At 62.5% G+C, this 23,783-nt stretch carries 32 protein-coding genes; 2 read left to right on the plus strand and 30 right to left on the minus strand.

The features are described from left to right. Nucleotides 1–137: 137 nt before the first annotated feature. Entirely contained in the window at nucleotides 138–617 is a 480-nt protein-coding gene (gene rplO, locus LK12_RS14375) for a 50S ribosomal protein L15 (RefSeq protein ID WP_039285495.1), read from the minus strand. A 186-nt stretch (nucleotides 618–803) separates the two neighbouring features. Between rplO and LK12_RS14380 the strand changes: the two genes are divergently transcribed. Continuing rightward, nucleotides 804–2,273, plus strand: a complete 1,470-nt coding sequence (locus tag LK12_RS14380) for a hypothetical protein (RefSeq protein ID WP_039285497.1) — start codon at nucleotides 804–806, stop codon at nucleotides 2,271–2,273. Nucleotides 2,274–2,295: 22 nt separating this feature from the next. Here LK12_RS14380 and LK12_RS14385 read toward each other — a convergent pair whose 3' ends face one another. The 26 genes from LK12_RS14385 to rpsL all read right to left on the minus strand — a co-directional run bounded on the left by LK12_RS14385 (nucleotide 2,296) and on the right by rpsL (nucleotide 18,243). Next, nucleotides 2,296–3,504, minus strand: a complete 1,209-nt coding sequence (locus LK12_RS14385) for a hypothetical protein (RefSeq protein WP_039285499.1) — start codon at nucleotides 3,502–3,504, stop codon at nucleotides 2,296–2,298. Between the two features lie 120 nt (nucleotides 3,505–3,624). Next, entirely contained in the window at nucleotides 3,625–3,816 is a 192-nt protein-coding gene (rpmD, locus tag LK12_RS14390; protein ID WP_039285501.1) for a 50S ribosomal protein L30, read from the minus strand. A 6-nt stretch (nucleotides 3,817–3,822) separates the two neighbouring features. Continuing rightward, nucleotides 3,823–4,557 carry a 30S ribosomal protein S5 gene (gene rpsE / locus LK12_RS14395; protein ID WP_039285502.1) on the minus strand — a complete coding sequence of 245 codons (735 nt, stop codon included), beginning with the start codon at nucleotides 4,555–4,557 and terminating at the stop codon, nucleotides 3,823–3,825. A 2-nt stretch (nucleotides 4,558–4,559) separates the two neighbouring features. Further along, nucleotides 4,560–4,898 carry a 50S ribosomal protein L18 gene (rplR, locus tag LK12_RS14400; RefSeq protein WP_039285504.1) on the minus strand — a complete coding sequence of 113 codons (339 nt, stop codon included), beginning with the start codon at nucleotides 4,896–4,898 and terminating at the stop codon, nucleotides 4,560–4,562. After that, nucleotides 4,898–5,431: a 50S ribosomal protein L6 gene (rplF, locus tag LK12_RS14405; protein WP_039285505.1), complete on the minus strand. Its 534-nt coding sequence runs from the start codon at nucleotides 5,429–5,431 to the stop codon at nucleotides 4,898–4,900. Before rplF ends, rplR begins: the two co-directional genes overlap by 1 nt. Continuing rightward, nucleotides 5,431–5,826, minus strand: a complete 396-nt coding sequence (rpsH, locus tag LK12_RS14410; RefSeq protein ID WP_039285506.1) for a 30S ribosomal protein S8 — start codon at nucleotides 5,824–5,826, stop codon at nucleotides 5,431–5,433. The genes rplF and rpsH overlap by 1 nt, the downstream gene beginning before the upstream one ends. Nucleotides 5,827–5,840: 14 nt before the next feature. Beyond that, nucleotides 5,841–6,146, minus strand: coding sequence for a 30S ribosomal protein S14 (gene rpsN / locus LK12_RS14415; RefSeq protein ID WP_039285507.1), 306 nt, complete (start codon nucleotides 6,144–6,146; stop codon nucleotides 5,841–5,843). 29 nt (nucleotides 6,147–6,175) lie between these two features. Next, nucleotides 6,176–6,754 carry a 50S ribosomal protein L5 gene (gene rplE, locus LK12_RS14420; protein WP_039285508.1) on the minus strand — a complete coding sequence of 193 codons (579 nt, stop codon included), beginning with the start codon at nucleotides 6,752–6,754 and terminating at the stop codon, nucleotides 6,176–6,178. After that, nucleotides 6,747–7,064 (minus strand): 50S ribosomal protein L24, encoded by a 318-nt coding sequence (rplX, locus tag LK12_RS14425; protein ID WP_039285509.1) that lies wholly within the window; start codon nucleotides 7,062–7,064, stop codon nucleotides 6,747–6,749. The genes rplE and rplX overlap by 8 nt, the downstream gene beginning before the upstream one ends. After that, a complete protein-coding gene (rplN, locus tag LK12_RS14430) occupies nucleotides 7,064–7,432 on the minus strand; it encodes a 50S ribosomal protein L14 (RefSeq protein WP_039285510.1) in 369 nt (122 codons plus the stop codon). The genes rplX and rplN overlap by 1 nt, the downstream gene beginning before the upstream one ends. 62 nt (nucleotides 7,433–7,494) lie before the next feature. Then, a complete protein-coding gene (gene rpsQ / locus LK12_RS14435; RefSeq protein WP_039285512.1) occupies nucleotides 7,495–7,785 on the minus strand; it encodes a 30S ribosomal protein S17 in 291 nt (96 codons plus the stop codon). A gap of 12 nt (nucleotides 7,786–7,797) precedes the next feature. Then, entirely contained in the window at nucleotides 7,798–8,001 is a 204-nt protein-coding gene (gene rpmC, locus LK12_RS14440) for a 50S ribosomal protein L29 (protein ID WP_039285514.1), read from the minus strand. Between the two features lie 2 nt (nucleotides 8,002–8,003). Continuing rightward, nucleotides 8,004–8,435 (minus strand): 50S ribosomal protein L16, encoded by a 432-nt coding sequence (gene rplP, locus LK12_RS14445; protein WP_039285516.1) that lies wholly within the window; start codon nucleotides 8,433–8,435, stop codon nucleotides 8,004–8,006. A 22-nt stretch (nucleotides 8,436–8,457) separates the two neighbouring features. Then, a complete protein-coding gene (gene rpsC, locus LK12_RS14450; protein WP_039285518.1) occupies nucleotides 8,458–9,153 on the minus strand; it encodes a 30S ribosomal protein S3 in 696 nt (231 codons plus the stop codon). Nucleotides 9,154–9,156: 3 nt separating this feature from the next. Continuing rightward, complete coding sequence (gene rplV / locus LK12_RS14455) at nucleotides 9,157–9,534, minus strand: 50S ribosomal protein L22 (protein WP_039285520.1); 378 nt, start codon at nucleotides 9,532–9,534, stop codon at nucleotides 9,157–9,159. Next, nucleotides 9,534–9,812 (minus strand): 30S ribosomal protein S19, encoded by a 279-nt coding sequence (gene rpsS, locus LK12_RS14460; RefSeq protein ID WP_039285522.1) that lies wholly within the window; start codon nucleotides 9,810–9,812, stop codon nucleotides 9,534–9,536. Before rpsS ends, rplV begins: the two co-directional genes overlap by 1 nt. A gap of 6 nt (nucleotides 9,813–9,818) precedes the next feature. After that, complete coding sequence (rplB, locus tag LK12_RS14465; protein ID WP_039285525.1) at nucleotides 9,819–10,655, minus strand: 50S ribosomal protein L2; 837 nt, start codon at nucleotides 10,653–10,655, stop codon at nucleotides 9,819–9,821. 4 nt (nucleotides 10,656–10,659) lie between these two features. Continuing rightward, nucleotides 10,660–10,977, minus strand: coding sequence for a 50S ribosomal protein L23 (locus tag LK12_RS14470; RefSeq protein ID WP_039285528.1), 318 nt, complete (start codon nucleotides 10,975–10,977; stop codon nucleotides 10,660–10,662). Beyond that, nucleotides 10,970–11,596 carry a 50S ribosomal protein L4 gene (gene rplD / locus LK12_RS14475; protein ID WP_039285531.1) on the minus strand — a complete coding sequence of 209 codons (627 nt, stop codon included), beginning with the start codon at nucleotides 11,594–11,596 and terminating at the stop codon, nucleotides 10,970–10,972. Before rplD ends, LK12_RS14470 begins: the two co-directional genes overlap by 8 nt. A 3-nt stretch (nucleotides 11,597–11,599) precedes the next feature. Continuing rightward, a complete protein-coding gene (rplC, locus tag LK12_RS14480; protein ID WP_039285534.1) occupies nucleotides 11,600–12,358 on the minus strand; it encodes a 50S ribosomal protein L3 in 759 nt (252 codons plus the stop codon). A gap of 354 nt (nucleotides 12,359–12,712) precedes the next feature. After that, a complete protein-coding gene (rpsJ, locus tag LK12_RS14485; protein ID WP_007011873.1) occupies nucleotides 12,713–13,024 on the minus strand; it encodes a 30S ribosomal protein S10 in 312 nt (103 codons plus the stop codon). 256 nt (nucleotides 13,025–13,280) lie between these two features. Further along, complete coding sequence (locus LK12_RS14490) at nucleotides 13,281–13,631, minus strand: hypothetical protein (protein WP_039285541.1); 351 nt, start codon at nucleotides 13,629–13,631, stop codon at nucleotides 13,281–13,283. A gap of 98 nt (nucleotides 13,632–13,729) precedes the next feature. Then, on the minus strand, nucleotides 13,730–14,920 hold the full coding sequence (gene tuf / locus LK12_RS14495) for an elongation factor Tu (RefSeq protein ID WP_039285544.1): 1,191 nt from the start codon (nucleotides 14,918–14,920) through the stop codon (nucleotides 13,730–13,732). 95 nt (nucleotides 14,921–15,015) lie between these two features. Beyond that, on the minus strand, nucleotides 15,016–17,109 hold the full coding sequence (gene fusA / locus LK12_RS14500; RefSeq protein WP_039285547.1) for an elongation factor G: 2,094 nt from the start codon (nucleotides 17,107–17,109) through the stop codon (nucleotides 15,016–15,018). 113 nt (nucleotides 17,110–17,222) lie between these two features. Continuing rightward, nucleotides 17,223–17,693 (minus strand): 30S ribosomal protein S7, encoded by a 471-nt coding sequence (rpsG, locus tag LK12_RS14505; RefSeq protein WP_039285548.1) that lies wholly within the window; start codon nucleotides 17,691–17,693, stop codon nucleotides 17,223–17,225. A 178-nt stretch (nucleotides 17,694–17,871) separates the two neighbouring features. Then, a complete protein-coding gene (gene rpsL, locus LK12_RS14510) occupies nucleotides 17,872–18,243 on the minus strand; it encodes a 30S ribosomal protein S12 (RefSeq protein WP_007011879.1) in 372 nt (123 codons plus the stop codon). 836 nt (nucleotides 18,244–19,079) lie between these two features. Between rpsL and LK12_RS24665 the strand changes: the two genes are divergently transcribed. Then, a complete protein-coding gene (locus tag LK12_RS24665; protein WP_197063538.1) occupies nucleotides 19,080–19,640 on the plus strand; it encodes a helix-turn-helix domain-containing protein in 561 nt (186 codons plus the stop codon). 34 nt (nucleotides 19,641–19,674) lie between these two features. On the opposite strand, the gene LK12_RS14520 is transcribed toward LK12_RS24665, so the two are convergent. From LK12_RS14520 to LK12_RS14530, 3 genes are all read right to left on the minus strand, one after another. After that, entirely contained in the window at nucleotides 19,675–20,412 is a 738-nt protein-coding gene (locus LK12_RS14520; protein ID WP_156135499.1) for a response regulator transcription factor, read from the minus strand. A gap of 60 nt (nucleotides 20,413–20,472) precedes the next feature. Beyond that, nucleotides 20,473–21,891, minus strand: coding sequence for an aromatic ring-hydroxylating oxygenase subunit alpha (locus LK12_RS14525; protein WP_231568363.1), 1,419 nt, complete (start codon nucleotides 21,889–21,891; stop codon nucleotides 20,473–20,475). 119 nt (nucleotides 21,892–22,010) lie between these two features. After that, on the minus strand, nucleotides 22,011–23,633 hold the full coding sequence (locus LK12_RS14530) for an MBL fold metallo-hydrolase RNA specificity domain-containing protein (RefSeq protein ID WP_039285553.1): 1,623 nt from the start codon (nucleotides 23,631–23,633) through the stop codon (nucleotides 22,011–22,013). Nucleotides 23,634–23,783 lie beyond the last annotated feature (150 nt).

Raw genomic sequence — 23,783 nt, forward strand, 5'->3', positions numbered from 1 at the left:
TGCCTTGTCGAACCCCGGAACGGAACTGGCCATATAGACATTCGTGGAATGTCTGAAAGACCTGTACCCGGAAAAGCACAGGAGGGCGAAGCGCCGTGCGCCCGCCCTCCTGCCTAATTCACTCGAACCACGCGGGCTCAGGCCTCGGCAGCTTCCTTGGCGGGAAGCGTGACCGATCCACCGGCCTTCTCGACCGCGGCGACAGCGCCCTTCGAGGCGCCGGCAACGTTGAAGGAAACCTTGGCGGTCAGTTCGCCCTTGCCCAGCAGGCGCACGCCGTCCTTGCCACCACGGGCAAGCCCGGCCACCTTGAGAGCGGCGTGATCGACGGTGCCCGAAGTGTCGAGCTTGCCGGAATCGATCGCCTTCTGCACCATACCCAGGTTAACTTCGGCATAGTCCTTGGCGAACTGCTTGTTGTTGAAGCCGCGCTTCGGCAAGCGCATGTGGAGCGGCATCTGGCCGCCCTCGAAGCCGTTGATCGAGACGCCCGAGCGTGCCTTGGCACCCTTCTGGCCACGGCCACCGGTCTTGCCCTTGCCCGAGCCGATGCCACGGCCGATACGCATGCGGCGGTGACGGGCACCCGAATTATCGCGGATATCGTTCAGTTTCATAGTCTGCACTCGCTTTCGCTTTTCGTCGCGCTTGATAGGAAGCGGCGCCCCTAGCGGATGCGAAGGCCAATGTCACCCCCTTTAGGCGATCCGCATGTCCGGGAAGGCGTCGGCACCACGACGCATGGCAGATGATCGGAAAAGTTTACTCTAAATTATCCACGTTCCGCGCAAAGCGGGACCAGGATGAACACGAAGCAGGGTCATTTCCCGGTCTGGTATGCGCCGATACTGTTGCTGATCGGCATGGCTCTGCGTGCCAGCACGTTCGGAGACCCCAATCTTCACGTCGATGAGGCGTTCTACCACACGGTCGGAATCGCGATGCACCATGGGGCGCTGCCCTATGTGGACGTTTGGGATCGCAAGCCCTGGGGCCTGTTCTTCATCTACTACCTGATCGCGTTCCTGTCCGACGCGCCGCTGGCCTATCAGCTGGTAGCGACGGCTTTTGCTGCGGCGACGGCGTGGATCATCGCCCGCTTCGCAAGCCTGTGGAGTACGCCGCGCGCGGGCCTCTTTGCGGGCATCGTATATCTGCTCTGGCTCGATCGGCTGCAGGGCTTCGGGGGGCAGGCACCCGTCTTCTACAACCTGTTCATGGCCAGCGCCGCGCTGATCGTGTTCCGTTCGCGCGAACGCCTGGGCGCGGGCGAGGTCCCGGCAAAAGCGATGGCGGCGATGCTGCTTGCCGGCATCGCCATTGTCGTCAAGCCGACGGCATTCTTCGAATCATGCTTCTTCGGCCTCTATGCCGTCGCCCTGCTCTTCCGCTCCCCGATACGGCGCGGGCATCTGGCCCTCCATGCAATGAGCTGGATGGCCCTGGGCGCCGCCCCTGCCCTCGCCATATCGGCATGGTACTGGCTGCATGGGTACTGGGACATCTACTGGCAGGCGATGGTGCTCTCGAACCTCGAGAAGCCCGAGTTCCTCTACGCCAGCACAATGCGCGCACTGGTGACCTTCATCATTCTGGCACCGATCATCGTTGTCGCGACGCTCTCCTTGGCAACATGGCGCGGCGATGGCCGCCGCTTCGTTCTTCCATGGCTCGCGGCCGCGCTCCTGGGGCTGCTGTCGGTGTCGAACTTCTACATGCATTATTCGCTGCCGCTGCTGGTTCCACTGGCAATCTCTACCGCAACCTTTTTCCAGCGACGCATCGCGGGGCCCGTTGCCCTTGCAGCCCTCACCCTGTGGTCACTCCAGACTTCCCACGCGTTCGACTTCGAGCACACACGCCAATCGAAACAGGCGATGGCGGCGCTGGTGCGTGCCATCGAAACGCATGACCACGGCGGCGACCTCTTCGTGGTCGACGGCCCGCCACAGCTCTACGTCCTCACCGGCCACCGTTTTCCCACGCCCCTGGTCTTTCCGCATCATCTGGCTCATCTGATCGAGAAAGACCTGAGCCATCTTTCCACATTGGGAGAGACACGCCGCGTCCTCCGCCTTCGGCCCGGAACCGTCGTCATGCCGGACAGCCCCCGCCAGGATCCACCGAACATGGAAGTGATCGACGCAGTCACGGCCTACGTCACCGACAACTGCCGCAAGGTCGCCAGCATCGAAACACCCGACCTGCTTACCAGCGCGAAGATGAACGTCTGGGCAGAGTGCAGGAAGCAACACGCCGCGCCCCGTCGATGACGTAGCACGGCAAGTGCCCGGCTTACATCCCGCCGAAGCCGACGACCAGCTTGGCACTTTCCGGAACCGTGATGCCGAAGGCGTCACGTGCCGGGGCCCATTGCACGATGTCCACGGCAAGACCGCAAAGCTCCTCGCCGAATTCCGGAATTCTGGCGGCAGGCTCCAGCTTGCAGGAGACCGAATTGCCCTTCTCGTCGACCTCGAAAATCAGATCGTGGCGCGAGAAACTCTGCCGGCGCAACTGCTTGGCATAGCGCTCTTTGAGCTCGGTAAGCGCATGATTGAATTCGGACAGGCTCTTGTCGTCCCAGCTGGGGTTCTGGCGCAGGTTGGCAAACTGCTCTTCCGTCACCAGCGGGCGCAACCGCCTGATCATCGCGTACCAGCGCATGATCCGCGCGACCTGCAGCGGCGATTCGCGGTCGATGGCCGTCTGGCAGGCGGCTCCGGTCGGGCTTGCCTTTGCCTTGAGCAGCGCTTCGGCCGCGGGCCAGCGGTGATAGGCGATCGCCCAGGCCAGCGGGGTCATGCCGAACATGTCCGACGCGTTCACCTCCTGGTGGTCGCGGCGGATCAAGACATTGATGTCGTAGACCGATCCCCGCCGCGCCGCTGCACCCAGACCATAGGACATCCGCGCCGGACCGAGCTCAGCGAAGCCGAAGGGCAATTCTATCCCCTTCGTGGCAGCTTCGGAGAAGTCGGGCTTGGGCCCTGCGCGATCCAGATCCCGGCAAACGTCTGCGAAGGGATAGCGCACGTCGGTAAGGACCGCAGCGTTATAACGCCGACCGAAGTCGGTAACCTTGTCATCGGGCCCCTTGCCCATAGCGACAGCCTCGTCGGGGACGAAAGCCAACACGCGCACCATCCAGGGCTTGAGTCCACCCAGGACGCGGCATTCCGCCCCGTACAGCTCCGTGGTCACACCATCAGGCGTAGTCGCCGCTGCCAGGCGAAAATCGCCGGCTTCGAGAGCCTTTTGCGCCTCAGCGACCGGATCGGGCTTCGTGTGGCGCGAAAGCGCCTTGAACAGGGCCTTGTCGGACACCCGCATGGCATTGAGAGCGGCCGGGTCCGCACGCCTGTCTCCGCAATCGGCCACGAGGGCGCCATCGGCGTTGACATCACCTTCCTGCGGATGCGGCGAGCAGCCGGACACGGCCACCATAGCCAGGATCGTTCCTGCCAGTCCCTTGAACTTCAAGACCTGCTCCACCGTGGTCATCGGTCAACGCGCATAGCACAGCCGACCGTCGGGAAAAGGGGCACGATGGCCTCCATCCAAAGCGAAAGGCCCCGGCGTTTCCACCGGGGCCTTCCTGATAACGTGACGATGCCTGAAGGCTCAGTCGACAACCGCGACCATGTGCGGCAGCTTGGCAATGGCACCACGGACTTCCGCGGTGTCTTCCAGTTCGACGACCTTGTGCATCTTGCCCAGGCCAAGACCGATAAGGATCTTCTTCTGGCTTTCGGGGCGGCGGATCGGCGAACCGATCTGCTTGATCTTGATGGTTTTCTTAGCGCTCTTGGCCATGATCGATTACTCCACGATGGCTTCGGCAGCGGCTTCCGCCTCTGCCTCGCTGGCGCCACCGCGACCGAGCAGGTCAGCGACCTTCTTGCCGCGACGCTGAGCGACCGCCTTCGGCGATGCCTGGTTGGTCAGCGCGTCGAAGGTGGCGCGGATCATGTTGTACGGGTTCGAGGTGCCGACCGACTTGGTCACAACGTCGGAAACGCCCAGGCTCTCGAACACGGCACGCATCGGACCACCGGCGATGATGCCGGTACCGGCCGGCGCCGTACGCACGTTCACCTTGCCGGCGCCGAAGTGGCCCTTGCCGTCGTGATGGAGGGTGCGGCCCTCCTTCAGCGCGACGCGGATCATCTTCTTCTTGGCCGAAGCCGTCGCCTTGGTGATCGCCTCGGGAACTTCGCGAGCCTTGGCGTGGCCAAAGCCAACGCGGCCCTTGCCGTCACCGACCACGACCAGAGCTGCGAAGCCGAAACGCTTACCGCCCTTGACGGTCTTCGAGACGCGGTTGATGTGAACCAGCTTCTCGATCAGCTCCTCGCCGCCGTCCTCGTCGCCACCGCGACCACCGCGACGGTCGTCACGACGGCCACGGCCGCCACGATCTCCGCGACCACGGCCGCCACGATCACCGCGGCCACCGCCGCGACCCTCACGAGCCTCCGGCTGCGCCTGCGGCTCACCGCCCTGCGGGTGATCAGCCGCAATCGGCTGTTCGGGGTTGGTGTTTTCGTCTGCCATGATCAGAACTCCAGCCCGCCTTCACGGGCGGCATCGGCCAGCGCCTTGACGCGGCCATGGAACAGGAAACCGCCGCGGTCGAACACCACCGAGGTAACACCCGCCTTCTTGGCGGCCTCGGCGAGCTCCTTGCCCACGCGGGTAGCGGCGTCGACGTCGGTGCCCTTGCCACCAAGCGTGTTGGCGGCGGCAACGGTACGCCCCTGCGCATCGTCGATGATCTGCGCATAGATGTGACGGCCAGTGCGGTGCACCGACAGACGCGGACGCCCACCGGAACGGGCACGAAGTGCGGTACGGACACGCCGGCGACGGCGTTCGAAAAGGGAAAGCTTTGCCATTACTTCTTCTTCCCTTCCTTGCGGAAGATGTACTCGCCACGGTACTTGATACCCTTGCCCTTGTAGGGTTCGGGCTTGCGCCAGCGGCGAATTTCGGCCGCAACCTGGCCGACCTTCTGCTTGTCGATACCGGAGATCTCGACCGTGGTTTGATCCGGGGTCTTGATCTCGATGCCTTCAGGCACGTCGATGTCCACGTCATGCGAGAAGCCGAGCTGAAGCTTCAGCTTCTTGCCCTGCGACTGCGCACGGTAGCCGACGCCCTTCATCTCGAGGACTTTCGAATAGCCTTCGGTAACGCCTTCGATCAGGTTCGAGACCAGCGTACGCTGCATGCCCCAGTGGCTGCGCGCCTTCTTCGACTGGTCGACCGGCTGCACGGCGATCGAGCCGTCCTCGACGGTGTAGTTCACCAGTTCGGACAGGCCCATGGTGAGAGTGCCCTTGGGGCCTTTCACGCTCAGCACGCCGTTGTCGATATTGGCGGTAACCCCGTTCGGGATTGCCACCGGCTTCTTGCCGATGCGGCTCATCAGAACACCTCCGCCAGCACTTCGCCGCCGACGTTTTCGGTGCGGGCCTCGGCATCCGAGAGCACGCCCTTGGGCGTCGAGACGATGGTGATACCAAGGCCGTTGCGCACAACCGGGAGTTCCTTCGAACCCGAGTAGACGCGGCGGCCCGGCTTGGAGACGCGGGCGATGTGCTTGATAGCAGGCTCGCCCTCGAAATACTTCAGCTCGATGCGCAACTGCGGGTGGGCACCGGTGGCATCATCGCTGAAACCACGGATGTAGCCCTCGCGCTGGAGAACTTCGAGCACGCGCGCACGCAGCTTGCTGGCGGGGGAAAGGACGGAGTCCTTCTTCGCCTGCTGGCCGTTGCGGATGCGGGTGAGCATGTCACCCAGGGGATCGGTCATAGCCATTGCTCAGGTATCCCTTACCAGCTCGACTTGGTCACGCCGGGGATCATGCCCTTGTTGGCAAGATCACGCAGCTCGACGCGGCACAGGCCGAACTTGCGGTAGTAACCGCGCGGACGACCGGTCGTGGCACAGCGGTTGCGAACCCGGGTCGGGTTGCCGTTGCGCGGGATCTCGGCCAGCTTCAGACGGGCAATGAGACGCTCGGATTCGTCGAGCGATTCATCGTCAGCGATCGCCTTGAGGCGCGCGTACTTGCCTGCATACTTCTTAACAAGCTTCTTGCGACGCTCGTTCTTGTTCACGGAACTCAGTTTCGCCATGGACTTAAGCTCTCTTCCTCAGCGGCGGCTCACGCCGCCTCCTTCTGTTCCGCCTCGGCGGGGAACGGGAAACCGAACAGACGCAGCAGCTCGCGCGCTTCGTCGTCGGTCTTGGCGGTGGTGGTGACGATGATGTCCATGCCACGCACCTTCTCGATCTGATCGTAGCTGATCTCAGGGAAAATGATCTGTTCCTTGAGACCCATCGCGTAGTTGCCGCGACCGTCGAAGGACCTCGGGTTCAGGCCACGGAAGTCGCGGATGCGGGGCATCGCGATGGTGACGAGACGATCGAGGAATTCGTACATACGCTCACGGCGCAAGGTCACCTTGCAGCCGATCGGCATGCCTTCACGCAGCTTGAACTGCGCGATCGACTTGCGGGCACGCGTGATCACGGGCTTCTGGCCCGAGATGGCTTCCATCTCGGCTGCGGCAGTCTGGACCTTCTTCTTGTCCTGGCTCGCCTCGCCCACGCCCATGTTGAGCGTGATCTTCTCGATCCGAGGAACCTCGAGCCGGTTCTTGTAACCGAACTTCTCGGTCATGGCCTTGACGATCTCGTCGTCGTACTTGGCCCGAAGGCGTGCGGTGTACTTCTCAGCCATCGATGGTCTCCCCGGACTTCACGGCCACGCGGACCTTCTTGCCGTCCTTGACTTCGAAACGAACACGGGTCGGCTTGCCGTCCTTGTCCGCCACGGCGACCTTGCTGATCGCCATCGGCGCCGGCGTACGGTCGATTCCACCCTGCGGGTTCATCTGGGTCGGCTTGCGGTGCTTCGTCGCGACGTTCACACCCTCGACCACGACCTTGCCGTCCTTCGGCAGGACCTGGAGGACGGTTCCGGTACGGCCCTTGTCCTTGCCGGACAGGACGACGACCGCGTCACCCTTCTTGATCTTCGCAGCAGCCATTACAGCACCTCCGGAGCAAGCGAGATGATCTTCATGAAGCCCTTGCCGCGCAGTTCGCGAACGACGGGGCCGAAGATACGAGTGCCGATCGGCTCCTCGCTCTTGTTGATGAGCACCGCAGCATTGCTGTCGAAGCGGATCACGCTGCCGTCGGGACGGCGCACGTCCTTCTTGGTGCGCACGATCACCGCGCGGTGAACGTCGCCCTTCTTGACGCGAGCGCGCGGCTGCGCCTCCTTTACCGACACCACGATGATGTCGCCGACGCCTGCGAAACGACGCTTAGAGCCACCCAGTACCTTGATGCACTGGACGCGCTTTGCGCCGCTATTGTCCGCGACGTCGAGATTGGATTGCATCTGGATCATCGATCCGGTTCCTTCTCAACTGGCTTGCCGGAACCAGTCCGGCAGTTCCAAAAAACGTCTACTTAGTTCCCGGCGCCCTCGACTTCGAGGTTCGCTTCGAACGCCACGCCCTTGCCGGCCTGAAGGCGATCCAGGACCCGGAAGGTCTTGGTCTTCGAGAACGGCTTGGTTTCCTCGATGCGGACCCGCTCACCGGTGCGGTAGGCGTTGTCTTCATCGTGGGCGTGGTACTTCTTCGAGCGGCGGATGATCTTCCCGTACAGCGGGTGCTTCACCTTGCGCTCGACGAGCACGGTAACGGTCTTGTCGGTCTTGTCGGAAACGACGGTACCGATCAGAATACGCTTGGGCATCGTGTTTCCTCCTTACTTCGCCGCAGCCGAACGCTCAGCCTGGAGCGTCTTGATGCGGGCGATGTCGCGACGGACCTGCTTGATCCGGGCAGGCGCCTCGAGCTGGCTCGTGGCGGCCTGGAAACGCAGGTTGAACTGCTCGCGCTTGAGGTCGGACAGCTCGGCGGAGAGCTGGTCGTCGGTCTTGGCGCGAAGGTCTTCGATCTTGGCGGCCATGATTAACCCTCCAGGTGCGAGGTGTCGCCGAGACGGGCAACGACCTTGGTCTTGATCGGCAGCTTCATCGCAGCGCGGCTGAACGCTTCTGCAGCGAGCGGACCGGCAACGCCGTCGAGCTCGAACAGGATGCGACCGGGCTTCACACGAGCGGCCCAGTATTCGACCGAACCCTTGCCCTTACCCTGACGGACTTCGGCAGGCTTCTTCGAAACCGGCACATCCGGGAAGACGCGGATCCAGAGACGGCCCTGGCGCTTGATGTGACGCGTGATCGCGCGGCGGGCCGCTTCGATCTGGCGGGCGGTGATCCGCTCGGGCTCGAGGGCCTTGAGGCCGTACGACCCGAAGTTCAGGTCGGTGCCGCCCTTGGCGTTGCCGTGGATCTTGCCCTTGAACGCCTTGCGGAACTTGGTTTTCTTCGGTTGCAGCATGGTGCTTACTCTATCCTAAGCCTCAACGCGCCGGGCGAACACCGGAGGTCTGAGCCTCCAGCATGAGCCGGTCCTGCGCCGTCGGGTCGTGGCCCAGGATCTCACCCTTGAAGACCCAGACCTTGATGCCGATGATGCCATAGGCGGTCAGCGCCTCGGCTTCGGCATAGTCGATGTTGGCACGCAGCGTGTGGAGCGGAACGCGGCCTTCGCGATACTGCTCGACGCGGGCGATTTCCGCACCGCCGAGACGACCGCCGCACATGATCTTCACGCCTTCGGCGCCAAGACGCATGGCCGACTGCATCGCGCGCTTCATCGCCCTGCGGAACGCCACGCGGCGCACCAGCTGGTCGGCAATGCCCTGAGCGACGAGCTTGGCGTCGATTTCCGGCTTGCGGATCTCGACGATGTTCAGCTTCACTTCGCTGTCGGTCATCGCAGCGAGCTTCTTGCGAAGCTTCTCGATGTCGGCGCCCTTCTTGCCGATGATGACGCCCGGACGAGCGGCATAGATCGACACGCGGCACAGCTTGGCGGGACGCTCGATCACCACCTTCGAGATCGCCGCCTGCGGCACGCTCTCGATGATGAACTTGCGGATCTTGAGGTCTTCCTCAAGCAGCTTGCCGTAGTCCCGGCCTTCCGCGAACCAGCGGCTGTCCCAGGTACGGTTGATCTGCAGACGCAGACCGATCGGATTGCTCTTATGACCCATGGATCAGGCCTCCTCGACTTCGCGAACGACGATCCGCAGGCGTGAGAACGGCTTGAGGATCCGGGTGGACTTGCCGCGGCCACGGGCGTGGAAACGCTTCATGGTGATCGACTTGCCGACCGAAGCCTCGGCGACGACCAGCGCGTCGACGTCGAGGTTGTGGTTGTTTTCCGCATTGGCGATCGCCGAAGCGAGTACCTTGCGGGCGTCCTGTGCCATCGCCTTCTTGGAGAAAGCGAGGATGTTCATGGCTTCCTCGACCTTCTTGCCGCGGATCAGGCCTGCGACGAGGTTGAGCTTCTGCGCCGAACCACGGATCGTGGTGCCGACCGACAGGGCTTCCTTCTCGCCGACGCGGCGCGGTGCTGCCTGCTTGCTCATTAGCGCTTGCCCTTCTTGTCGGCAGCGTGGCCGGGGAACGAGCGCGTGGGCGCGAATTCACCGAGCTTGTGGCCGACCATGTCCTCGTTGACCGAGACAGGGATGAACTTGTGCCCGTTGTAGACGCTGAACGTCAGACCAACGAACTGCGGAAGGATCGTCGAGCGACGCGACCAGGTCTTGATCGGACCGGCGCGATTACCTGCATCCTGCGCGGCCTCAGCCTTCTTGAGCAGGTACAGGTCGACGAAGGGGCCTTTCCAGACGGAACGTGCCATCGTGTCTTACCTCTTCTTCTTGGCGTGGCGCGAACGGATGATCATCTTGTCCGTCTGCTTGTTGTTGCGAGTGCGGGCACCCTTGGTCGGCTTGCCCCACGGGGTAACCGGATGACGGCCGCCCGAAGTGCGGCCTTCACCACCACCGTGCGGGTGGTCGACCGGGTTCTTGGCCACGCCGCGCGTCAGCGGGCGACGGCCCATCCAGCGCTTGCGACCGGCCTTGGCGAGGGTCTGGTTCTGGTTGTCGGGGTTCGACACCGCACCGACCGTGCCCATGCAGTCGCCACGCAGGTAGCGCTGCTCGCCCGAGTTCAGGCGAACGATGACCATGCCGCGGTCACGACCGACGACCTGCACGTAAGTGCCCGCCGAACGCGCGATCTGACCGCCCTTGCCCGGCTTCATCTCCACGTTGTGGCAGATGGTACCGACCGGCATCTGCGACAGAAGCATGGCATTGCCCGGCTTCGTGTCGGCCTTCTCGGCAGCGATGACGACATCGCCAACGGCCAGACGCTGCGGAGCAATGATGTAGGCCTGTTCACCGTCGGTGTACTTCACCAGAGCGATGAACGCCGTGCGGTTGGGATCGTATTCGATCCGCTCGACGGTGGCTTCCATGTCCCACTTGCGACGCTTGAAGTCGATGTAGCGGTACTTCTGCTTGTGACCACCGGCGATGCCACGCGACGTGACATGACCCTTGTTGTTGCGGCCACCGGTCTTGCGCTTGCCTTCGGTCAGAGCCTTGACAGGCTTGCCCTTCCACAGCGCCGACTTGTCGACGAGGACCAGGCCGCGACGGGCGGGGCTGGTCGGGTTGTAGTTCTTGAGTGCCATCGGATCAGCCCTGTACGCCTTCGGTGATGTCGATCGGCTGCTCGCCTTCGGCCAGCGTCACGATCGCCTTTTTCACGTCGCTGCGACGGTAAGCCTTACCGCGCCAGCGCTTGGTCTTGCCCTTGGTGACCAGCGTGTTGACGCTCTTGACCTTGCGGTCGAACAGCGCCTCGACGGCAGCCTTGATTTCGGGCTTGGTCGCCGTGTCGGCAACCTTGAAGACGACAGCGTTGTTCTCGGAGACGAGCGTCGACTTCTCGGTGATGTGCGGCGACAGGATCACGTCGTAGTGACGGATATCCACTTCCTTGGTCTTAGCCATTGAAACGCGCCTCCAGCTTTTCGACCGCGGCGCGCGTCAGCACCAGCGTATCATGCTTCAGGATGTCGTACACGTTGGCGCCCTGAGCCGGGAGCACGTTGACGCCGACGATGTTGCGAGCTGCACGAGCAAAGTTGTCGTTCACCGCTTCGCCGTCGATCACGAGCACCTTCTTGCCGAAGCCCGCCTTGGCGAGCTGACCGGCGAGCGCCTTGGTCTTGCCGTCCGCACCGTCGAGCGAGTCGACGACGATCAGGCCGTTCTGGGCCTTCGAGGACAGGGCCATCTTCAGGCCGAGAGCGCGCAGCTTCTTGTTCAGCGACTGGCTGAACTCGCGGCGACGGGCGCCGTGAGCCTTACCACCACCGATGAAGACCGGAGCCGCACGGTCACCGTGACGAGCCGTGCCGCCGCCCTTCTGACGACCCCACTTCTTGCCGGTGCGCGCTACGTCCGAACGCTCGCGAGTTGCGCGGGCGATGCCGCGGCGGTTCTCGAGCTGCCAGGTGACGACGCGATGGAGGATGTCCGCGCGCGGCTCGAGGCCGAACACGTCATCCGACAGTTCGATGTCGCCCTTGCCGGCCGAACCGTCGATATTGAGGACCTTAACCTTCACGACTTAGCCCTCCTGGCCTTCGGTCGCTTCCGGCGCCGCGGTGTCTTCCGCAGGCGTGTCGGCAGCGGCCGTGTCATTGCTGTTGGCGGCCTGCTTCAGGCCGGCGGGGTACGGAGCCTCGGCGTGACGGGAAACCTTCACGGCATCCGAAACGGTGAGCCAGGCATTCTTCGCGCCCGGGACCGAGCCCTTGACGAAGATCAGACCACGCTCGTCGTCGACGCGGACGACTTCGAGGTTCTGCTGCGTACGCTGACGGTCGCCCATGTGGCCGGCCATCTTCTTGTTCTTGAAGACCTTGCCCGGATCCTGGCGGTTACCCGTCGAACCGTGCGAACGGTGCGAGAGCGAAACGCCGTGGGTGGCGCGCAGGCCGCCGAAGCCCCAACGCTTCATGGCACCCTGGAAGCCCTTGCCCTGCGTGTGGCCGGCAACGTCGACGAGCTGGCCGGGCACGAAGTGCGAGGCAGCAATGGTCGAACCGACGTCGAGCAGCGCGTCGTCGGCGACACGGAACTCGGCGACACGGGCCTTGAGGGGAACTTCAGCCTTGGCGAAATGCTCGCGCTGCGGCTTGGCAACATTCTTCTGCTTGGCTTCGCCGGCACCGAGCTGAACCGCGACATACCCGTCGCGGTCGGCGGTGCGGACAGAAACCACCTGGCAGTCTTCCAAAGCCAGGACAGTGACGGGCACGTGGCGACCGTCCTCCTGGAACAGGCGGGTCATCCCGACTTTCTTTGCGATCACGCCGGTACGCATGACCTTTACTCCTTACAGAGGCCTGCCCGGGCCCATCCCGAACAGGCGTGTCCAGCCCAATTTGTGATGCATGCCCCGTCCGGGCTGGGTGCTCCCTGCAGGCCCTGCACTCAGGGTCGCGGAAGCGAGACGGGGGACGCATTCCCGGTGCTTGGCCCGAAGGCGGCGCCGGAGGTATCCCTTGTGTCCCCGCTGGTTTCCCGAGGGGGCTCTGTCTCTGCGGGTTTCTCCCCGCAAAGCCGATCTCGAGGATCGACAAGGTTATCTGAACCCGAAGGTTCGAATATCGCTCCGGTCGTTTAAGGTCCGATCGGAAAGGACCGCGGGACTGCCGGAAGCAGCCCCTCAGCCGGCTCAGGCCAGCTTGATCTCGACGTTCACGCCAGCAGCCAGATCGAGCTTCATGAGCGCATCGACAGTTGCAGCGTTCGGCTGCACGATGTCGAGCAGACGCTTGTAGGTGCGAACCTCGAACTGCTCACGCGACTTCTTGTCGATGTGCGGGCCGCGGTTCACGGTGAACTTCTCGATCTTCGTCGGCAGCGGAATGGGGCCCCGAATGAGCGCGCCGGTGCGGCGAGCCGTGTCAGCGATTTCGCCAGTGGCCTGGTCGAGTACGCGGTGGTCAAACGCCTTCAGGCGAATGCGGATGTTCTGAGCTTCCATTACCTACTACCGATGAGAAAGAGCCAAAGGGCTTGCGCCCCGATCAATTCGAAGCGCGCCCCTACACCGCGATCAGGATTCGTGCAAGGCCTGAGTGCGGGAAAAATTTCGGAATTCTGCGGGGTCCCGCCCCCCGCGCCACCGCGCGCAAGGAAATGATTCCGGTTCGCGGTTTGGCGCACGATTCTGAAGCCACCTATCTGCCCGGCAAGCCTCCGGCGTGGCTCCGCCCACCGGGCCTGCGCAAGTGCGCGATCTACCTTTGTTTCTTCTTGCCCAGCGCAGCGTTGAAATCGGGATCCTTGTTGGCGACCCAGCCCAGGAACTTCTCGATCCGGGGATCGAGCCGCAGGAGATCGACATCCAGCCCGTAGCGCTGCAGCTCCGAGTTCGTGAACGTGGTGATCAGCATGTTCTGGCAGATCGGATGCATCGGCACCGTATCTCGCCCGCCCCGGCTTCTGGGCACCGGATGGTGCCAGATGACGGTTTCGCCACAAAGCCTGCCGCAAAGCCAGCAGTCGGGCGGCGGCGCTTCACTCGCCTCGTCCTCGTCGTCCCCGAACAGGTCCTCGCGGGGACCATGTTTTGAATACTTGCGCGCCATGCCCCTCCCCTGCCCCGCAACGTGCCGGACCGCAACGAAAAAGCCCGGCCTCCTTGCGGAGACCGGGCCTTTATCTCGGCTATCCGAGGATCAGCGAATTACTTCGTGATCTTCGAGACAACGCCCGAGCCGACGGTGCGGCCGCCTTCGCGGATAGCGAAGCGCAGACCTTCGTCCATGGCGATCGGGGCGATCAGCTTGACCGACAGGGCAACGTTGTCGCCCGGCATGACCATCTCGGTGCCCTCGGGGAGGATCACTTCACCGGTCACGTCGGTGGTGCGGAAGTAGAACTGCGGGCGATAGTTGGCGAAGAACGGCGTGTGACGGCCACCTTCGTCCTTCGACAGAACGTAGACCTCGGCGTCGAACTCGGTGTGCGGGGTAACGGTGCCCGGCTTGGCGAGAACCTGACCACGCTCGACCTCGTCGCGCTTCAGACCACGAACCAGCGCGCCGATGTTGTCGCCGGCTTCACCCTGATCGAGCAGCTTGCGGAACATTTCGACGCCGGTGACGGTGGTCTTCTGCGTGTCGCGCAGACCAACGACTTCGACTTCCTCGCCGACCTTGATGATGCCGGTCTCGACACGGCCGGTCACAACGGTACCGCGGCCCGAGATCGAGAACACGTCTTCCACCGGCATCAGGAACGGCTTGTCGGTCGGACGCGGCGGCTGCGGAATGAATTCGTCAACGGCCTTCATCAGCTCGATGATCGAGTTCTTGCCGATTTCGTCGTCGCGGCCTTCGAGAGCGGCCAGAGCCGAACCCTTGATGATGGGAATATCGTCGCCCGGGAACTCGTACGAGGAGAGGAGTTCGCGAACTTCGAGCTCGACGAGCTCGAGGAGTTCCTCGTCATCCACCTGGTCGACCTTGTTCAGGTACACCACCAGCGCCGGCACACCGACCTGACGAGCGAGCAGGATGTGCTCGCGGGTCTGCGGCATCGGGCCGTCGGCAGCGTTCACGACGAGGATCGCGCCGTCCATCTGGGCGGCACCGGTGATCATGTTCTTCACGTAGTCGGCGTGGCCCGGGCAGTCGACGTGCGCGTAGTGGCGCTTGTCGGTCTCGTACTCGACGTGCGCCGTCGAGATGGTGATGCCGCGCTCGCGCTCTTCCGGAGCCTTGTCGATGTTGGCGAAGTCAACGGCTTCACCGCCGTAGGTTTCCGACATGATCTTGGTGATGGCAGCCGTCAGGGTGGTCTTGCCGTGGTCGACGTGACCGATGGTGCCAATATTGCAGTGCGGCTTGTTCCGCTCGAATTTTGCCTTCGCCATCTTTCAAACCTTCTTTCGTCTTTAAATTGAATCTGCGGGTATCAAGGCGGCCCCCGCGGAATCAGCAGGCGCCGCCCCTAGAACCATTCTTGCCCTCAGGCAAGCTTCTCCTTCACCTCGGCCGCGACATTCGCCGGGACCTCGTCGTAGTGCGAGAATTGCATGGTGTACTGCGCGCGCCCCTGGGTGAACGAGCGCAGCTGGTTGACGTAGCCGAACATGTTCGCGAGCGGCACGTGAGCCTCGACAACCTGCGCGTTACCGCGGGCGTCGGTGCCCTGGATCTGACCACGGCGGGAGTTCAGGTCGCCGATGACGTCGCCCATGAACTCTTCCGGAGTCACGACCTCGACCTTCATGATCGGTTCGAGCAGCTTGATGCCGGCCTTCTGGGCGGCTTCGCGCATCGCACCGCGACCGGCGATTTCGAAGGCCAGGGCCGACGAGTCGACGTCGTGGTACGCACCGTCCACGAGGTGGATGTCGAAGTCGATGATCGGGAAGCCGACCAACGAACCGGTCTCGGCCGTCTCGCGCATGCCCTTCTCGACCGACGGGATATATTCGCGCGGAATGTTGCCGCCCTTGATCTCGTCGTGGAAGTTGATGCCCGCGCCGCGCTCACCCGGGATGAGCTTGACCTTGACGCGACCGAACTGACCCGAACCACCCGACTGCTTCTTGTGGGTGTAATCGAGTTCGACTTCGCGAGCGAGCGATTCACGGTAGGCCACCTGCGGCGCGCCGACGTTGGCCTCGACCTTGAACTCGCGCTTCATGCGATCGACGATGATGTCGAGGTGAAGCTCGCCCATGCCCTTGATGATGGTCTGGCCCGATTCGTGGTCGGTCGAGACGCGGAAGGACGGGTCCTCGGCAGCCAGGCGCGACAGGGCAACGCCCATCTTTTCCTGGTCGGCCTTGGTCTTGGGTTCCACCGACAGCTCGATGACCGGATCCGGGAACTCCATGCGCTCGAGGATGATCGGAGCCTTTTCGGCGCACAGCGTGTCGCCGGTGGTGGTCTCCTTGAGACCTGCCACAGCGACGATGTCGCCGGCGTAGGCCGTGTCGATGTCCTCGCGGTTGTTGGAGTGCATCAGCAACATGCGGCCGACCTTCTCCTTCTTGTCCTTCACCGAGTTCAGGTACGTGCCCTTCGACAGCGTGCCCGAATAGATGCGGCAGAAGGTGAGCGAACCGACGAACGGGTCGTTCATGATCTTGAACGCCAGGGCCGAGAACGGCGCGCTGTCGTCGGACGGACGGCTGTCCTTTTCCTCGGTGTCGGGGTTGATGCCCTCGATCGCCGGAACGTCGATCGGGCTCGGCATGTAATCGACAACGGCGTCGAGCAGCGGCTGCACACCCTTGTTCTTGAATGCCGAACCGCAGGTCACCGGCACGAAGGCGCGCTCGAGCGTACCCTTGCGGATCAGCCGCTTGATCGTGGCGACATCGGGCTCGTTACCCTCGAGGTACTGTTCCATGACGTCGTCGTCCTGCTCGACGACGAGCTCGATCAGCTTCTCGCGGTATTCAGCGGCCTTGTCGGCGAGGTCCGCCGGGATGTCGACATAGTCGAACTTGGCACCCAGCGACTCGTCCTGCCAGACGATGCCACGGTTGTTGACGAGATCGACGACGCCCTTGAGGTCGCTCTCGGCGCCGATCGGCAGGTACATCACCAGCGGCACCGCGCCGAGACGATCGATGATCGACTGCACGCAGTAATAGAAGTCGGCACCGGTGCGGTCGAGCTTGTTGATGAAGCACATGCGGGGCACTTCGTACTTGTCCGCCTGGCGCCACACGGTCTCGGACTGCGGCTCCACGCCGGCCACACCGTCGAAAACGGCCACCGCGCCGTCGAGCACACGCAGCGAGCGCTCGACCTCGATGGTAAAGTCGACGTGTCCGGGGGTGTCGATGATGTTGATGCGGTGCTCTTCACCCTGGCCGTCGTCCGCCTTCCACATGGTGGTGGTCGCAGCCGAGGTGATGGTGATGCCGCGTTCCTGCTCCTGCTCCATCCAGTCCATGGTCGCGGCACCGTCGTGCACTTCGCCGATCTTGTAGGACTTGCCGGTGTAGTAGAGGATACGCTCGGTCGTGGTGGTCTTGCCGGCGTCGATGTGCGCCATGATACCGATGTTGCGGTAGCGTTCGATCGGATGGCTGCGTGCCATGGTGAAAATCCTTAGCAGGAGTTTGGGAGGAAGCGGCCCTCAGATAGGCCCCTGCCCCCTGAATTGAAAGTGTGACGCCCGCATGACGTTGCCAGCGGGCGGCACGGTGCGTCTTACCAGCGGTAGTGCGAGAAGGCGCGGTTGGCGTCTGCCATGCGGTGCGTGTCTTCGCGCTTCTTGACGGCGTTGCCGCGGTTGTTGGCGGCATCCATCAGTTCGCCCGAGAGCCGGGCCGACATGGTCGTTTCGGGACGGTTGCGCGCGGCGGTGATCAGCCAGCGGATGGCCAGGGCCTGGGCACGCTCGGGGCGAACCTCGACAGGGACCTGGTAGGTCGCACCACCGACGCGGCGGCTGCGGACCTCGATCTGCGGCTTCACGTTGTTCAGGGCATCGTGGAACAGCTGGACCGGATCGGCCTTGGCGCGCGATTCCATGGTGTCGAGCGCGCCATAGACGATGCGCTCGGCGGCGGACTTCTTGCCGTCGTACATGAGGTTGTTCATGAACTTCGACAGGACCAGATCACCGAACTTCGGATCCGGCAGGATTTCCCGCTTCTCGGGACGACGACGACGTGACATTTGATAACTCCAAAATGTCCGGAGCGTAGCGGAGGTCTTTAGACGTCATCCCAGCGAAGGCGGGGATCGTTGGCCTCCAGGCCGCTCGGTAAATGTGTATTCCTTCGACGTTCTGCGAGGCGGCTTGCGACCCCAGCCTTCGCTGGGATGACGCCCCTCGGCAAGACGCCCTTGCGGCTTACTTCGGACGCTTGGCGCCGTACTTCGAGCGGGACTGCTTGCGGTCCTTCACGCCCTGCGTGTCGAGCACGCCGCGCAGGATGTGGTAGCGCACGCCGGGAAGGTCGCGCACACGGCCGCCGCGGATCAGGACCACCGAGTGCTCCTGCAGGTTGTGGCCTTCGCCCGGGATGTAGGAGATGACTTCGCGGCTGTTGGTCAGGCGCACCTTGGCGACCTTGCGAAGAGCCGAGTTCGGCTTCTTCGGGGTCGTGGTGTAGACACGGGTGCAGACGCCGCGCTTCTGCGGGTTCTGCTCCATCGCCGGGACCTTCGACTTGGCCTTCTGCGGCTCGCGGCCCTTGCGGACCAGCTGGTTGATAGTGGGCATCTATACTCTTCTTTCAAAATGGGAGTGCGATGGATCCGGCCCGTACCGTGGGCGAAACCGCAAGCCACGGGACGGACCCGTCGCACCCCGGGTCTGGGGCCCGGCGCTTGCAGCAGGGAAGAGTAGAGCACAGTCACGCCAAACCGATGCATCGCGGCAGCTTCGTGTTTCCGGCATCGCCGGATTTCCGAAACCTCGATCGCGATATCGGTTCGCGTGAGCCGAAAACACTCCACCCGGCCTGAAGCACCGGATTACTCTGCCGCCGGTTATCCGGAAAAGTGGCTTCGCCCGACTGGGAGCAAGACCATCCAGAGTTGGACCAATCAGGCGTTAATGCCCAAAAGACCCCGGAAACGCCGACGCGGCATTGTTCAGCTCAATAATGTTGCCTCGGGCTCGCCGAGGAGAAGCGCGCGCTTAGGCGATGTTTCGCCCTCGGTCAAGCACGGAAAGGTGTACTCCGTCTGCAGCGCAGGAACGCACGGCAGAATCAGGAATTAAGAATAACGCACAAGGAAACCCACGCTTTGCTCCGAACAGCCAAGCGGTAAGAAGTGCGCATATAAGCAAAGCCTGAAACAAGGCTTTACGACCGGCCACAATGTGACGCTAACTTCTTAATAAAAGTCAGCACCCGCCTGCAAAACTTAGGCATTTCAAGATTTTCATCCGGTTGACTTTCGTGAAACTCAAGGCAACCTTGCTATCGTTCATCGGCGGCGAACTAGGGTCAGTTCGGCTGCCAGGGAGAGACAGAGTTAAAGACGATGAACTCAGTCGCGGAATAAAACTCAGGCGGGAATTGCAAGACCATGCCGACCAGAAGAATGAAAATGCTTGCCGACGAACTGAACGAGCTCATCATGCAAATCGAAGCCCGCGGGATTTCGATCGAAGATGCCGACGAAACCAGCCAGACACCAACGATAGAAGACTGGATGGATACGGTTTCGGAAGCCTATAACCTGCGCCGACACAGGGAAAAGGTTTTCCAGACCGCTCAGCTTTTCGGGGAGCCGACGTGGGACATTCTTCTCGACCTGTTCATGGCCGAGTTGAAAAACATCAAGATGCAGACAACCAGCGTCTGTATCGGCGCCCAGGTTCCGCAGACGACCGCGTTGCGCTGGATTGCATTACTGGAACGCGAAGAACTCGTCAGAAGGTACCGCGACAGTCAGGATTCCAGACGCGTCTATATCCAACTGACGGATGCGGCGCTGAGGAAAATGGTGCAGATCTTTTACGACAGGTGCTTCATCATCATGCACAAGAAGAAGCACCAACCGCCCACACTGAGCCAATTGAAGCCAGGTTCGCACGAATACGACGAGACTCGCGAAGCCATTCTCGGCGAAACGATTTCGCAGATCAGACTGCGGACATCTTCCTAGGCAGGCTCACCGGACAGCAAGCCTCCCGAAGTGCTCAGATCTCGGCGTAGGCAGCGAGACGAAGCGCCTCGTTGGTCGAGTCCGTTTCGAGCTTCGCGATCATGTTGGCGCGATGAATTTCGACCGTGCGCGGGCTGATCCCCAACTGCATGCCAATCACCTTGTTGGACATACCTTCGGACATGCACTGCAGAACTTCGCGCTCTCGCTTCGTCAACAACACCATCTTCGCACGTGCATTCGCACGCATTCGACCGGTCTCGACGAGCTTCGCGCGCTCCGGCTGGTTCGAATTGATGACGTTGGCCACGCTCTCGAGGTCAGGAAGGCGGTCGATGTACCCGATCGCACCCTTCAGCATCGCCGACACAATGGAATCCAGCGAAGCCGTTTCCGAATAAGGGATGATTGGAAACCACATCGCATTGCGGTGCATGAGGTCGAGCAGCTTATCGATGCTGTTGCCGTCGTCATTGATCAGCACAACATAGCCATCGCGGCTTGCAGAGATGAATTCCTCAATCTCTTCATAAGGTTCAGCGTGATAGCCACCCGAAAACAGGGCGTTGGTCACCTTGGCCCGATTCTGGTAATTGCTCTCGATGACGGCGATGGTGCGGTACTGTTCCATGCCGATACAATACGGACGATTGCGGTATGGATTAATCCCTATTTTAATCCACAGGCGAAGAATTTCCGTCCAAAACGGAACTATCTTCGAGAATGCGTTGCAAAGCTTTGAATTTTCAGGCGCGCGGGCAGGCGCCGGCACGCGAGACAACGAGGACGCAGTGCCTCTTGCCGCGTGCGACCTCGCAGGGTCAGTTCGCCGCTATTCTATATCCAGTCTGGTCGGCGCCCCGCGTCCTTCCATGAAATTGGCCAGGTTGCGATGCAGGTTGATCACCTTCTGCTCCTGGTGCGGATTGGGTAGCGGACCGCGAAAGCCGGACGACTTCATGCCCTTCTGCACGAACTGCATGTTCGAGAAGTCCTGCGCCAGCACCGATCCCCAGTTGTCGCCGGTCGGATCGGCGTAGACCCATTCGGTCTCCGGCTCTTCGCCCTCGGGGAAGCGTTCGAGCGCGTAGCTTTCGAAGATGCACTTGTCGGGATCATCGCCGTAGGGACGCACGCGGTAGCACAGGGCGAAGGTCACGCCGTGCAGGATGTTCTGGTTGGGGAACAGGCCCCAGGCGAGGCCGGTCTCGGCCATGACGTCGTCCGGAATTTCCGGCCAGATCACCCCACGCTCGGCATCGGCTTCCTTGGCGATCTTGAGCCAGTAGGCAATGCATTCCTGCGGGGAGACGCCCTCGGGCAGTTCATCCTTGAGCCGGCTTGCTGCCTTCACCAGCGACTCGGTAGAGGCCGAGTAGTTCACCGTCTCGTAGTTCTCGCGGATCAGTTCGTACGTGGAGACGCGCGGATCGTCGCCCTTACCGGCGCGCGTGGTGCCGGCGCTTTCGTTCATCTTGAACTTGTCGTCGCGCGTGTCGTAGCTCGACACCGAGTGCAGGCCGTACTGCTTGGAGAGCGCGTAGTAATCGCCATAAGCCAGCAACTGGGTATGCGTGCCGGCGACGTGATAGGGCTCGAGGAAGGCCTCGATCGCGGTCTTCCAGTTGCAGTCGTAGATCGCCCACTGGCGCCACTTGTAGCGCATCTTGTCGAGCTCGTAGGCCCCCAGGATCTCGCCCGCGCGCCCCATCCACTCCTTCAGCGGAACGCAGTCGGGATCCATGTTGATGTAGATATAGCCGGCCCAGGTATCGACCTTGACCTCCGACAGGCAGGTCATTTCGGGCGTGAGCTTGTTGTCCCAGTCCTGCGGATCGAGAATGTAGGTGTTCTGTCCGTCCAGATCGAAGGTCCAGCCGTGGAAGCCGCAGATGAAATTCTTGCGGTTGTTGCCACGCACATCGTGGACCTTGCCCGGAAGCATGTCGGGTACCGATACCAGCTGCCGGCCGCGGTGCGGGCAGACGTTGTGGAACGCCTTGAGGCTGCCATCATCCTTGCGCAGCACGATGATCGATTCATCGGCGACGTTGTAGGTCATCCAGTCGCCGGGGTTCGGCAGGTCGGTTTCTCGCTCGACCATCTGCCAGACCCTGGGCCAGAGCAGCTTCTTCTCGGCCTCGAGATACTCCTTCGAGAGAAAGGCCTCGGTGGGATAAGTGGACAGAACCTCATCATCCATGTCCTGCGCGATCAGGCGGTTCGGATCGAATTTCTCGGGCTTGTTCACGATGCGTCTCCCTTGGCACCTGCGGCCTTATCCTTCGCGCCGTGGTTTTGCCGCCGACGCTACTCAACACAGATGTCTATTAAGGTATCCCGCGCGCGAGTTCCAGACTGCAGAATGCGTCATCGCTCGCGAGATGCATGACTCGTCGTACGTCGACGCCGCCCATCCTTGTGCGCCGCGTAGCTGTCGAGCACCTTGCGCATCTGCGCCAGAGCCTCCTTGCGTGCCTGATCGTCGCCGATCCGTCCCAGATCGCGCTTCAGACCGGTGACGAAATCGGCATAGGCATTCTGCCAGTCGTGATCGATGGCCGTGGCCAATTCCACGCGGCCGGTCTTCAAACGCCGGGCCGGGCCGCCGGCAGGCAATTCCCAGGTTTCGCCGATAGCCGGCACCACCATGGTCGCATCGGGAGCCCTGGTCTGCGCGAGCCGGCTCATGGTCTGCAAAGCCCCTTCCTCGCCATGGACAAGGAACAGGCTGCCCCTGATCGGCGCGCGGGCCGCGACCCAATCCAGCAGCTCGCCCTGATCCGCATGCGCGGAGTAGGAATCGATGCGGCGGATGGCTGCGCGCACATGGACGTCCTGTCCGGAAATGCGCACGCGCTGCGCGCCGTCAAGGATCACCCGCCCCAGCGTACCGGCTGCCTGGTATCCCACGAAGAGCACGGTCGATTCGCGCCGGAAGAGATTGTGAATCAGGTGATGGCGGATGCGTCCGCCTTCACACATGCCAGAGGCCGCGAGAATGATCGCCCCGCTCACCGAATTGAGCCGGATCGATTCCTGCACGCTCTCCACATAGTGGAGCTGCGGATGCTCGAAGACGCAGGATCCGTGCAGGTCTTCCAGTTCGGCGGCATGACGCTTGAACACACTGGTGGCGCGGCTCGCCAGCGGAGAATCGATAAATACCGGCACGGGCGGGATCGCCTTGGCACGCAGCAGTTCGACGATATCCAGCAGCAGTTCCTGCGTACGCTCCAGCGCGAAACTGGGAATGATGAGATTGCCGCCACGATCGAGCGCGCCGCGGATTTCCGCTTCCAGCACCTTGCGGCGGGCCTCGATCGTCACCGGTTCGCGCCTGCGGTCACCATATGTACTTTCGCAAAGGACGTGGTCGTAGCCCGATGGACCTTCGGGATCGGGATGAAAGGCCTTGTTGTCCGGGCCGAGATCGCCAGAGCACATGACACGCGTCCCATTCGCCTCGATCTCCGCCGAAGCCGAGCCGAGGATGTGCCCTGCGTTCCAGAGCCTGGCACGAAACCCCGGCGCCGGCTCGAACCATTCTTCCAGCTCGACCGGGCGGCACATGCCCCAAGCCGCCATGGCGTCGGCTTCGGTATAGAGCGGCTCGATCGGGTCCTCCCCGGCCCGATCGCGACGGCGGTTGCGGCGAGCGGTGTCTGCTTCGTGGATGCGCCCGGAATCGGCCAGCATGTATTCGAGAAGATCGGCCGTCGGCTGCGTGCACCAGATCGGCCCGGTAAAGCCTTCCGCAGCCAGTTTCGGTAGAAGCCCGGAGTGGTCGATATGGGCATGGGTCAGCACCACGGCGTCGATATGCCGCGGATCGAACGCGAACGGCTCCGCGTTGAGCCCTTCGAGCGTTCGCGAGCCCTGGAACATCCCGCAATCGACAAGGATGCGCGATTTGCCGTAAACGAATTCGTGGCAGGAGCCGGTGACCGTGCCGGCGGCACCGTTCAGTGTAAGAGTGAGAGGCTTGTCCATCCGCTCTGCATGGAACCGGGCGTCGTGCTGAACAAGGGCCTAGATCAAATTCCGGCCCGCACCCGGTGAAGCGGAGATCTGGGTCGAAAAGCATGTCGGGCAGAAGGCTAGGCCCCCTCCCCGACATCCTTGGGACAGACTGACTAGCGC

Origin of the sequence: Novosphingobium malaysiense (genome assembly GCF_000802225.1) — a bacterium.
Taxonomy (GTDB): domain Bacteria; phylum Pseudomonadota; class Alphaproteobacteria; order Sphingomonadales; family Sphingomonadaceae; genus Novosphingobium; species Novosphingobium malaysiense.